9 protein-coding genes and 1 pseudogene are annotated in these 11,286 nt (G+C 70.9%); 1 reads left to right on the top strand and 9 read right to left on the bottom strand.

The genetic code is table 11. From position 1 onward, the window contains the following. Positions 1 to 10: 10 nt before the first annotated feature. The 9 genes and pseudogenes from ACIPTO_RS28260 to ACIPTO_RS28300 all read right to left on the bottom strand — a co-directional run bounded on the left by ACIPTO_RS28260 (position 11) and on the right by ACIPTO_RS28300 (position 9,851). Positions 11 to 1,093: a S1 family peptidase gene (locus tag ACIPTO_RS28260; RefSeq protein WP_401196688.1), complete on the bottom strand. Its 1,083-nt coding sequence runs from the start codon at positions 1,091 to 1,093 to the stop codon at positions 11 to 13. 231 nt (positions 1,094 to 1,324) lie between these two features. After that, a complete protein-coding gene (locus tag ACIPTO_RS28265) occupies positions 1,325 to 2,242 on the bottom strand; it encodes a slipin family protein (RefSeq protein WP_366321665.1) in 918 nt (305 codons plus the stop codon). A 159-nt stretch (positions 2,243 to 2,401) separates the two neighbouring features. After that, complete coding sequence (locus ACIPTO_RS28270) at positions 2,402 to 3,301, bottom strand: S1 family peptidase (protein ID WP_366321558.1); 900 nt, start codon at positions 3,299 to 3,301, stop codon at positions 2,402 to 2,404. 240 nt (positions 3,302 to 3,541) lie between these two features. Further along, positions 3,542 to 3,725, bottom strand: a pseudogene (locus tag ACIPTO_RS28275) (DUF1684 domain-containing protein); the annotation flags it as partial. 188 nt (positions 3,726 to 3,913) lie between these two features. After that, on the bottom strand, positions 3,914 to 5,278 hold the full coding sequence (locus tag ACIPTO_RS28280; protein ID WP_401196692.1) for an NtaA/DmoA family FMN-dependent monooxygenase: 1,365 nt from the start codon (positions 5,276 to 5,278) through the stop codon (positions 3,914 to 3,916). Then, entirely contained in the window at positions 5,275 to 6,351 is a 1,077-nt protein-coding gene (locus ACIPTO_RS28285) for an LLM class flavin-dependent oxidoreductase (protein ID WP_401196694.1), read from the bottom strand. Before ACIPTO_RS28285 ends, ACIPTO_RS28280 begins: the two co-directional genes overlap by 4 nt. Before the next feature lie 24 nt (positions 6,352 to 6,375). Beyond that, positions 6,376 to 7,137 (bottom strand): amino acid ABC transporter ATP-binding protein, encoded by a 762-nt coding sequence (locus ACIPTO_RS28290; RefSeq protein ID WP_401196697.1) that lies wholly within the window; start codon positions 7,135 to 7,137, stop codon positions 6,376 to 6,378. Positions 7,138 to 7,179: 42 nt separating this feature from the next. Further along, positions 7,180 to 8,997 carry an FAD/NAD(P)-binding protein gene (locus tag ACIPTO_RS28295; protein ID WP_401196700.1) on the bottom strand — a complete coding sequence of 606 codons (1,818 nt, stop codon included), beginning with the start codon at positions 8,995 to 8,997 and terminating at the stop codon, positions 7,180 to 7,182. Beyond that, the gene (locus ACIPTO_RS28300) at positions 8,994 to 9,851 is read right to left on the bottom strand and encodes an amino acid ABC transporter permease (RefSeq protein ID WP_401196702.1); all 858 of its coding nucleotides are present in this window, start codon (positions 9,849 to 9,851) and stop codon (positions 8,994 to 8,996) included. The genes ACIPTO_RS28295 and ACIPTO_RS28300 overlap by 4 nt, the downstream gene beginning before the upstream one ends. A 423-nt stretch (positions 9,852 to 10,274) precedes the next feature. Here ACIPTO_RS28300 and ACIPTO_RS28305 point away from each other — a divergent pair, with 423 nt between their 5' ends. Next, the gene (locus ACIPTO_RS28305) at positions 10,275 to 11,231 is read left to right on the top strand and encodes an ABC transporter substrate-binding protein (RefSeq protein WP_401196705.1); all 957 of its coding nucleotides are present in this window, start codon (positions 10,275 to 10,277) and stop codon (positions 11,229 to 11,231) included. Positions 11,232 to 11,286: the final 55 nt, after the last annotated feature.

The following is an 11,286-nucleotide window of genomic DNA, read 5'->3' on the forward strand; positions in this document are numbered from 1 at the left end:
TGCGGAAAGGTCAGCCGATCTGCGCCCCGAACGTCGACAGCGCCTCGGTGACCGGCTGGAAGAAGGTCTCGCCGCCCGAGGTGCAGTCGCCGCTGCCGCCGGAGGTCAGGCCGATCGCCGCGTCGCCGTCGAAGAGCGAGCCGCCGCTGTCACCGGGCTCGGCGCAGACGTCGGTCTGGATCAGGCCGTTGACGATGTCGCCGTTGCCGTAGTTCACGGTGGCGTCCAGGCCGGTGACCGTGCCGGTGTGCACCTGGGTCGTCGAGCCGCTGCGGGTCACCTTCTCGCCGACGGTGGCGTCGGCGGCGTGGGTGATGGTCTGCGACGAGCCGTCGTAGAGGTCGACCGCGCTCGGGTGGGCCACGTCCGAGGTGTACTTGACCAGGCCGAAGTCGTTGTCCGGGAAGCTGGACTGCTCGTTCGTGCCGATCTCGGCGCCGCTGGAGTCGGACCAGGTGGAGATGGCCTCGGTGCAGTGCCCGGCGGTGATGAAGTACGGTGCGCCGCCCTTGACCACGTTGAAGCCGAGCGAACAGCGCCCGCCCGAACCGGAGATGGCGTCGCCACCTGCGATGAAGGGCTTGAACTCCCCCTTGGTGCGCTGGAGTTCGGCCTTGGTTCCGAGTCCGTCGACGACCTTGCCGAGCTTGGTCCACTCGGCGTCGGAGACCGTGCGGTCGGCGGTGACGACGACCTTGTTGGTGGTGGGGTCGGTCGCCCATGAGGTGCCGGGGATGGTGGCGTCCCGCTTGAGGGTCGTGCGGGCGCCCGCCAGTTCGGCCAGGGAGTTCTCGACGATTCTCGCCCTGGCGCCGGCCGCCTCGACGGTGTCGGCCGCGTTCTGGTCGAGCACGTTGACCACGAGGCTCTTGCTCTTCGCGTCGTAGAACGTGCCGGCCGCGTCCGTGCCGAGGTCCTTGCCGAGCGTCGAGGCGAGCTTTCCGGCCGCGAGGGCCGAGAGGGTGTGCGGTGCGGACGTCGGCGCGGTCTCGCTGGCGTTCGCACTCTGCAAGGTGACTCCGGCGACGACCAGTGCGGCTATGCCCGCACCCGCCACGGCCACCCGGCGCCCGGGTATGCGTCGGTGCTTCAACTCGTGTCCTCCTGTGGGGGGTCGGCCCGCCGGGTTATGGGGACCCGACCGGCCGAAAGATAGGTTGACGAGCACCCACTCTCCCCAATCGCACAGGGAGCACACAAGGTCGACTTCAGGTCGCGAGGGGAACGCGGTTGCACGCCCCCCTCACTTTGACTGCTCACGGTCAGCCCAGGCCATTCGCACTGCAAACACTCGGTGCGAGTGGTGCGCATCAGCCGGTGAGGACTAGTCCTGTCTTGAAATCGACCCCTCGGAGTCCGGATCCGACTGCGGCTCCGCGGGCGGAAGTTGCTCCTGCACCGGTTGCGTCGCCGCAGGGGCAACCGGCGCCCCGGGGGCCGCGGGCACGGCAGCCGCCGCGGGTGCGGCGGGCGCGGCCGGAGCCGGGGCCGCCCGCTCCAGGAACCGCAGCAGCTCGACCGGGAACGGCAGCACCAGCGTCGAGTTCTTCTCGGCGGCGACCGCCACCACCGTCTGCAGCAGCCGGAGTTGGAGCGCTGCGGGCTGTTCGGACATCTGCTCGGCGGCCTCGGCGAGTTTCTTCGAGGCCTGCAACTCGGCGTCCGCGTTGATGATCCGGGCCCGCCGCTCACGGTCCGCCTCGGCCTGCCGGGCCATCGACCGCTTCATCGTCTCGGGCAGGGAGACGTCCTTGATCTCCACCCGGTCGATCTGCACGCCCCAGCCGATGGAGGGGCTGTCGATCATCAACTCCAGCCCCTGGTTCAGCTTTTCGCGGTTGGACAGCAGATCGTCCAGGTCGCTCTTGCCGATGATCGACCGCAGCGAGGTCTGCGCCATCTGCGAGACGGCGAAGCGGTAGTCCTCGACCTGCACCAGCGCGTCCGCCGCGTCGACGACCTTGAAGTAGACGACCGCGTCCACCCGGACCGTCACGTTGTCCCGGGTGATGCCCTCCTGCGCGGGCACGGGCATCGTCACGATCTGCATGTTGACCTTGCGGAGCTTGTCCACGAACGGGACGACCATGGTGAACCCGGCTCCGCGCACTTCGGGCCTGAGCCTGCCGAGCCGGAACACCACCCCGCGCTCGTACTGTTTGACGACCCGTGCCGCCGCCATCGCGTACACCGCTCCGACGGACGCGAGTGTCACTCCCGCCGTCACCAGCTCCTCGACCATCACGGCCCCCAGGGTCCGACGTGGCGCATCAGGTGCTTGCTCCGATGCAACGACGGTAACTCCGCGCTCGGCACAAGAGCGAGCCCCCGCACGCCAGTTGCGTACGGGGGCTCACCCGCTGCCGGCTGCAGTCCGGAGCGGAGGACGTTCAGACGGGCGTCAGCCGACGCTCACGCCGTAGTAGCTCAGCGCCTCGGTGACCGGCTGGAAGAAGGTCGTACCGCCGGAGGTGCAGTTGCCGCTGCCGCCCGAGGTCAGACCGTAGGCCACGGAGCCGCCGTAGAGCGGGCCGCCGCTGTCGCCGCCCTCGGCGCAGACCGTGGTCTGGATCATGCCGTAGACGACGTCGCCGCCACCGTAGTTGACGGTGGCGTTCAGGGCGGTGACCCGGCCGCTGTGGGTGCCGGTGGTCGAGCCGCGCCGGTAGACGGTGGTGCCCACGGACGGCGTGGCCGCGCTGGAGATGGTCTGGCTTCCGACCGCGCTCGGGTGCGCGACCGAGGTGTTGGTGTACCTGACCAGCGCGAAGTCGTTGGTCGGGAAGCTGTAGCTGACGTTCGTGCCCAGCACCGAACTCTGGCCGGAGTTGGAGTACCAGGTGGAGGCGACCTCACCGCAGTGGCCGGCGGTCAGGAAGTAGTACGTGCTCCCGCTGTGCACGTTGAAGCCGAGCGAGCAGCGGTAGCCGCCGCCGTAGATGGCGTCGCCACCGGTGATCAGCTTCTTGAACTGACCGGCCGTGTGCTTGATCGTGATCGCGTCGGCGGTGCTGCCCGCCTGCGCCTTGATCTTCGCGATCTCGGCCTGGGAGACCGTGCTGTCGACGGTGACGACGACACGGTTCGTCTTGCTGTCGACCGCCCAGGCGGTGCCCGGGACATCGGCCTTGAGCACGGACGAGTTGGCCGCGGACAGCTGGGTCGCGCTGAACGTCGGGGAGTCGCTCGCGCTCGCGGTGGGGACGGCGAACGCGGCAGCGGCGACGAATCCGGTGGCCACGGCGATCAGCCTGGTCCGTCTCGCGATTCCGCTGCGCGGGGTGGTGCGCTTGATCCTCACGTTTCGTTCCCTCCTAGGGGAATTCGGGGGCCCGCGTGGGGTCGGGGCCCGTGAGGCGCAGTCAGGTCGGGCGTCCGGTTTTCGAACACGCCGTGCCCCTGACAAGCGCTGTGGGGGAGTATTTGACCGTCCGACCGATGGGCGCAAGGGCGCCTTTCGGCCGTACGGCGTTCAACTGGCCCACAATCTACGCGAGTTGATCACCCGGGCCCGATGGCCCGGAAAACGGTCCGCCGCAGGTCAGCGCCCTGGCCGCCGAAAGGTGTGCTCCCCCGCCTCGATCGCGGTCCCCAGCGTATTCCCGGGCCGCGGGAAAGGGCAGATGAAATGTCCGGCGACCGCACCCGGTGGAAGCACGGGCATGGTCGAAGTCCACCGTCGTACGCCCCTCGACGTCGGACGCGGCCCGGCGGAGGAACCGGAAGGCGACCGGAAGCGGCGCCGGACGGTCCGGCTCCGAGGGGCCGCTCGACGCCCCGGAACACGTGCCGCGCCGCCGAAGTGGATCTCGCCGGTGAGGACGACCGTGCCGGCGCCGAGAATCCGTCCCCCGGGGATGTCCGGAAGTCGCCCGTCCGGATAGGCCTCCGTCACCCCGCGCGTCGCACACCGTCAGCCCGCGGGCCGGCCCGTCCACGCCGGATCGGGCAGCCCCAGGTGTGAGCGCAGGGTGGTGCCCCGGTACTCCGTGCGGAAGGCGCGGCGTTCCTGGAGCAGTGGCACCACCCGGTCCACGAACTCGTCGAGCCCGCCCGGGGTGAGGTGCGGGACCAGGACGAAGCCGTCGGCGGCGTCCTGGCGTACGACGGTCTCCAGGTCGGCGGCGACCGCTTCCGGGGTGCCGACGAAGGACTGGCGGGGGCTCGCCTCGATCATGGTCTGCCGGATGGACAGCCCCTTCTCGCGGGAGAGCGCCCGCCACTTCTCGGCCCGCGCGACGGTGTCGGCGCGCCGGGTCCCGCCCTGGCCGAGCGCCGGGTCCGGCACCGGGTCGACGTCGGGGAACGGGCCGTCGGGGTCGTAGGAGGAGAGGTCGGCGCCCCAGAGCTGTTCCAGGGCGAGGAGCGCGTTCTGCGGGGAGACCTGCTGCCGTCGGATCTCGGCGGCGCGTTCCTGGGCCTCGGCCGCGGTGTCGCCGAGGACGACGGAGACGCCGGGCATGATCCTGAGGTCGTCGGGGTCGCGGCCGTACTTGGCGAGGCGTCCCTTCACGTCGGCGTAGAAGGCGCGGCCGTCCTCCAGCGCGCCCTGCGGCGTGCTGTGTCCTCCCGGTGGACAACTCCCGTCCCCCCAGCGGGAGAAGAGCACGTCGGCGGTCCGGGCCGCGCACTCCCGCCCCTCCCCCGAAACCCCGGCCTGGATGACGACCGGATACCCCTGCGGCGAGCGCGGAACGGTGAACTCGCCCGCGATGTCGAAGTGCTGCCCCCGGTGGGCGATGGGGCGGGGCACTCCGTCCGGGGTCCAGGAGTCCCACAACTCCCGCGCCACGTCGATGAATTCGGCCGCACGGGGGTAGCGGTCCGCGCGGTCCAGGTATCCCCCGCGCCGGAAGTTCTCGCCGGTGAGCGCGTCGGACGAGGTCCCCACGTTCCAGGCCGCCCGGCCGGCGCTGAGGTGGTCCAACGTGGCGAGTCTGCGGGCGAGTTCGTACGGCTCGCTGAAGGTCGCGTCGACCGTGGCGGCCAGCCCGATCCGTCCGGTGACGGCGGCGAGCGCGTTGAGGACGGTGAGGGACTCCGGGCGGCCGACGACGTCCGAGTCGTGGATGCGGCCCTTGTGTTCGCGCAGCCGCAGCCCCTCGGCCAGGAGGAGGAAGTCGAAGCAGCCGCGTTCGGCGGTACGGGCGAGATGCTCGAAGGAGGAGAACGCGATCTGGGACCGCGACCGCGGATCGGCCCACACGGTGGTGCCGTCGGCGCCGGGGACGTGCGCGGCCAGATGGATCTGCCCGCGGGAGGGCCTGCCCGCGGTCATGACGCTCCCCCGGTCACCGCGTACCGGTTGGCGGGCCGGGCCAGGCCGAGATGCTCCCTGAGGGTGCTGCCCGGGTAGAACGTGCGGAACAGGCCCCGGTGCTGGAGCAGCGCGACCGTGCCGTTGGCGAGCCGCTCCAGGTCGCGGCGGGGTTCGACGGGCGTGAGGTGGAAGCCGTCGACGGTACGGTCGCCGTGCCACCCCGCGATCAGTTCGGCGAGGTCGACCGGGCCGCCCCGGTACAGCGGGCCGTGCGCGGTCTGCCGGGGGCCGCCCCCGCCGTGGCCCGGCTCGGCCGCGTGCTCGCCGTCGCCGAGATCGACGACGAGGCTCGCGAGGACCCGCAAGGTGTCGGGGTCGCGGCCGAACTTCTCGGCGGACGCCCGGAGTTCGGCCCGTACGGCCCCGGCCTGCGCGGAGCTCGCGGCGCGGACCAGCGCCACATCGGCGTACCGGGCGGCCGTCCGCCGGGCCTGGCCCTCGGTCGCGTCGACCACCCGGACGGGGTGACCCTGCGGCGGTCTGGGCACGGTCGAGGGGCCCCTGACGGAGAACCCGGAGCCCTGGAAGTCGACGTGGTGCAGCTTGTCGCGGTCGACGAAGCGGCCGGTGGCCGTGTCCCGGATCTCGGCGCCGTCCTCCCAGCTGTCCCACAACTCGGCCGCCAGCCCGGCGACTTCACCGGCCTCCCGCCACAGCGCGTCGGCGGGCGCGGCATGACGGCGGCCGAAGAGACGGGCCTCGCCCTCGGTGGTCGACACGTCGAGCCGCCAGCCGGCCCGGCCCCGGCTGACCCAGTCGAGGGTCGCGACCGCGGCCTGCACCTGGAAGGGCTCGGTGTGCGTGGTGGTCACGGTCGGCACCAGGCCGATCCGGTCGGTCGCCGGGGCCACCCGGGAGAGCACGGCGAGGGCGTCGGGTCCGGGCCGCGCGAAGGTGTCGTCGAGGGTCACGAAGTCGAGGCCGCCGCTCTCGGCGAGCCGCGCCAACTCGACGTAGGAGACGGCGTCGTAGGCCGACCGCTGGTCGACGGCGGCGGCCAGATGCAGGCCCCGGCCGTGCGAGGAGGTCATGCGGGGAAGTCCTTTCTGCGCACGTCACAGCACCTTGGAGAGGAAGGTCCGGGTGCGTTCGTGCCGGGGTCGGTCGAGTACGTCGGTGGGGGCGCCCTGTTCGACGATCCGCCCGTCGTCCATGAAGACGACGGTGTCGGCGACCTCGCGGGCGAAACCGATCTCGTGGGTGACGACGATCATCGTGCTGCCCTGGTGGGCCAAGTCCTTGATGACGTCGAGGACTTCACCGACCAGCTCGGGATCGAGCGCGGAGGTCGGTTCGTCGAAGAGCAGCAGTTTCGGCTCCAGGGCGAGCGCGCGGGCGATGGCGACCCGCTGCTGCTGGCCGCCGGACAACTGCTTCGGATAGGAGTCGGCCTTGTCGGCGAGCCCGACCCGGTCGAGGAGTCCGCGCGCGCTCTCGACTGCCGCCCCGCGGGGGCGTTTCAGCGCGGAGACGGGTGCCTCGACGATGTTGTCCAGCACGGTGAGGTGCGGGAACAGGTTGAAGTTCTGGAACACGAACCCGATCCGGGTGCGCTGTCTCAGCACCTCGCGCTCGCGCAGTTCGTACAGCCTGTCGCCGGAGCGGCGGTAGCCGACGAGGGTGCCGTCGACACTGATCGTGCCCTGGTCGACCTTCTCCAGATGGTTGATCGTGCGCAGCAGCGTCGACTTGCCGGAGCCCGACGGGCCCAGGATCGCGGTGACTTCGCCCGTGCGCACCGTGAGGTCGATGCCCTTGAGCACGTCGAGCGGTCCGAAGCTCTTGTGGACGGACCTGATGTCGACCATGACGGTCATGGTGTGAATCCCTTGTGCTGGCAGTGGAGTTGGCGGCCGGGGCTACACGGGGGCCTGACACGCGAGGTCGCGCAGGAACGCCAGCAGGGCCCGCGCGGTGGCGTCGTTCTGCCGGAACGCGGGCCCGCCGGTGCGCGGCCGGGTGAAGGCGCCGGGGGTGCGGACGTCGGTGTAGGGCCCGAGCGCGAACCGCCGGGGATGCGGCTGCCCGGCCCGGTCCAGCAGCCGCCCGTCGGTGCGGTCCACCCGCAGCAGCCCCTCGGGGCTCTCCACGGCCCCGTCGGCGTGCAGGTCCCGCAGCAGCGGGTCGACGGTCCGCCCGACCGTGGGCTCCGGCAGCCGCGCCTCGACCAGCGCCCGCGCCTCGACGCTCACCCCGGGCACGGTCGCGCTCGACGCCCGGAACACCCCGTCCTCGGCCGCCACGGTCATGTCGGCGCCGACGAACCGCACGATGCCGGCCCGGGACAGCGCGAGGAGTTGACGCAGCCGGGGTCCCGGCGGCCCGGAGGCGAGGTAGCTGAAGAACCCGTGCCACCAGGACCCGACGTCCCCGAGCCGGATCAACTGCCCGTAGACGGAGAGCAGTCCGAGGAAGACCGCCAGATCCGGGCTGTCGGAGGGATCGTGACGGCGGCTCAGATCGGCCTCCACGTAGGCCCGCAGCCCGTCCTGGAACTCCTCCTGGGACGCGTACGTCACCCCGGCCAGCGGATGGTCGAGGGCCGCGAGGTCGAGCCGGTCGGCGGGGTCGGGCACCGCGGACGCCACGAGGGTCTCGCGCTCCGCCGCCTCGCAGGCCGCGTACTTCTCCTCGAAGTCGGCCCAGGCGATGCTCGTCCGCTCGGGGTGCGCACCGAACAGCCGGTGGTAGTGCGCGAACCCCAACTCCTTCTCGATCAGCGGCCACACGTCCCGCCGGAAGTCGAAGCCGTCCGGCCGCGCGAGGATCGCGTCGACCTCGGCGGGCCCGAAGAAGCGCGGCAGCGGCGGCCGTTCACCGCTCCACTCGTAGCCGATCTTCGAGTGGTACGGCACTCCGCGCCGCGACCCGACGTACAGCACCGGCTCCTGCCCCGAGGGGACGTAGGTGTCACCGTCGTGGCGTCCGCCCCGGCCCTCGGTGAGCAGCACCATCAGGTCGACGAAGGCGAGGCCGAAGCCGCGGACGAGGACGGGTTCGCCCGGGGCGAGGGCGGAGAGGTCGCTGTCGGCGGTGAAATCGGGCGGCAGGTGCACCAGGTCGTGTTCGCGGGCGTACGCCGCCAACGCGCGCTGTTCTTCGTCGAGTTCGGCGTCGAGGTGGCCGAGGGCGAGGACGACGAGGTCGGCGTGGAGCGGGTGCGGGAGGCCCTCCAGCCACACCTGCTGGCGTCCTTCGCGCGGGCCGCCGACCCTGAGGGCGCGGCGCGGGTGGTGGTGGACGGTGATGCCCGGGGGCAGGGCGGCGACGGCCTGTTCGTGCACCCAGCGCAGGTAGGCGCCCTGGATCCGGCGGTCGGCGAAGGTGCTGCCGTCGATCTCCGCCCATTCGTGCAGGGTGGGTCCCGGGCGTACCGGACCCTCCATGACCACCGTCTCGTCGGTGAACATGGTGACGTCCTCGGCGTGCGAGTTCATCCACAGCAGCGGGGACTGGGCGGCGCGCCAGATGCGGCCGGCGCCCGGCGGGTGGGGGTCGACGAGATGGATGTCGAGACCCCCGAAGTCCTCGGCGTCCTCGGCACCCTCGGCACCCTCGGCACCCTCGGCACCCGAACCGGCGTACAGCTCCGGCGCGTTGGCGGCGATGCGCTCGATGAGACCGGTCCCCCGCGGCCCGGCCCCGACGATCACCAGGGTCCGCCTCGACGCGCTCATCGGGTGCGCTCCGCACCGCGCGCGTAGTGCTTCTCGACGTAGTACTGGCCGACGCCGAGCACCGAGGTGACGACGGTGTACCAGAGGGTGGCGACCATCAGCAGCGGGATCACCTGGTAGGTGCGGTGATAGACCAACTGCGTGGAGAACAGCAGGTCCTGCACGGCGATGACGCTGACGATCGAGGTGCCCTTGAGGGTGCCGATCAGCATGTTCCCGGCGGGCGGCACGATGGAGCGCATCGCCTGCGGCAGCACGATCCGCCACCAGCGGCGCCACCGGCTCAGCCCGAGCGCCTGCGCGGCCTCGACCTGGCCCCGGTCGACGGAGAGGATGCCGCCCCGGACGACCTCGGCGGCATAGGCGGCCTCGTGCAGGGTGAGGCCGATGATCGCGACCGCGATCGGCGTGAACAGGTTGACGGTCCGCACACCGAGCACCTCGGGGTACAGCGCCCCGATGTTGAACCACAGCAGCAGCTGCACCAGGATCGGGATCGACCGGAACAGCCAGACATAGCCCCAACTGACCCCACGCAGAACGGGGTTGGCGGACAGCCTGGCCGCCGCGAGCAGCGCGCCCAGGACGAAGCCGAGCACCATCACCACGGCCGTCAGCCACAGGGTGAGCCACAGGCCGCGCAGCACGGAGTCCGAGGTGAAGTAGTCGCCGACCACGCCCCACTGGAACGCCTTGTTGCGGACCACGGAGGCGACGGCGAAGCCGAGCAGGACCAGGACGGCGACGGCGGCGGCCCACTGTCCTGGGCGGCGCTGCGGGACGATCCGCGGAGAGCCGGCCGGCTCCGGTATGTCCGGTGCGGCGGCTGATGCGGCGAGGGTGTCGGAAGACATGCGAAGACTCCGTGACGTCGGTCGAACACGGGTGGTGCCTTCACACGGAGCGCCTCGCGGCGCGGTACGGCCTAGCCCCTCAGCAGGGCCGTCCACCGAGAGTACGGCGCCGTTTCCCCCCGCTGTCAAGGCTGTCCATACTGTGAGCGCTACGTCTCAAGTCGGTTGACGCCCCACCGGATGCCTGTTCCACTTGGCCCATGCATCCACAGCAGTGGCTGGTCAAGCGCTCCCACATCGACCTCGGTCGAGTGTGGTCCTCTTCCTGTTGAGCTGACCCACTGCGCGCCCTGATCTCCTGATCCTCTGATCGATCGGGCGCTTCTCGCGTTCTCCCCGCACCTCCTCCGTCGCCTTCACACGCGCACCCCTCACCCCTCCCCTCGGGTCCTCTTCACTCTTGCTCTCAGGAGACCGCACACGATGCGTACGCCCACGCGCTCCCGCTATCGACATTTCGCACCTTTTGCCCTGATCAGCTCGGCGGCCCTGTTGCTCACCGCCTGCGGCTCCGGCTCGGACGCCGCGTCCGGCACCACGGCGAACGCGGCGGCGGCCAAGGCGGACCAGATCCCCACCACGGACGTCGTCTCGGCCATCCCGAAGGACGCGGCGGCGGCGAAACTGCTCCCGCCCGGCACCACGAGCCTGACCGTCGCGGTGGCCGTCGGCGGCACACCGCCCGGCACCACCTACCTGTCCGACGGAAAGACGCTGACCGGCCAGGACGTCGACTTCGCGGACGCCGTCGCCAAGGTCCTCGGCATCACGCTCAAGACGGAACAGGCCGGTTTCGAGGCGATCCTGCCCGCCCTCGACAGCGGCAAGTACGACTTCGGCGCCAGCAACTTCGGCGTGACCGACGAACGGCGCAAGTCGATCGACTTCGTCACCTACATCAACGACGGCCAGGGCTTCGCCACCCGCTCCGACAGCAAGCTCACCAAGGTCACCGACCTCAAGCAGCTCTGCGGCCTGAACGTCGCGACCGGCGCGGGCACCACCTTCGAGGCCACCCTGGAGGAGAACAAGAAGGTCTGCACCGACGCCGGCGAGAAGGCGTACAGCGTGCAGACCTACAGCGAGTCCGGCGCGATCTGGTCGTCACTCCAACAGGGCCGCAGCGACGTCGTGATGTCCACGATCAACGGGCTGCGCTACGCCGTCGCCCAGCAGACCGGCGTCAAGTTCCTCAACGAGTTCCACCGCCTGGACGTCGGCTTCGCCTTCAAGAAGAACACGAAGCTGGCCCCGGCCTTCCAGGCGGCCGTGAACAAGCTGATCGCCGACGGGACGTACGCCAAGATCCTGAAGAAGTGGGGTACTTCGGGCTCGGCGATAGCCACGTCGCGGATCTCGCCGCCGGAGCTGAAGAACTAGGGCCGCAGGGAGCCGAGTTCACGCACCGGCCCCCTGTCCTCCCTGTTCTTCCCGT

The sequence above is a fragment of the Streptomyces sp. NPDC090083 genome (assembly GCF_044747445.1).
GTDB lineage: Bacteria > Actinomycetota > Actinomycetes > Streptomycetales > Streptomycetaceae > Streptomyces.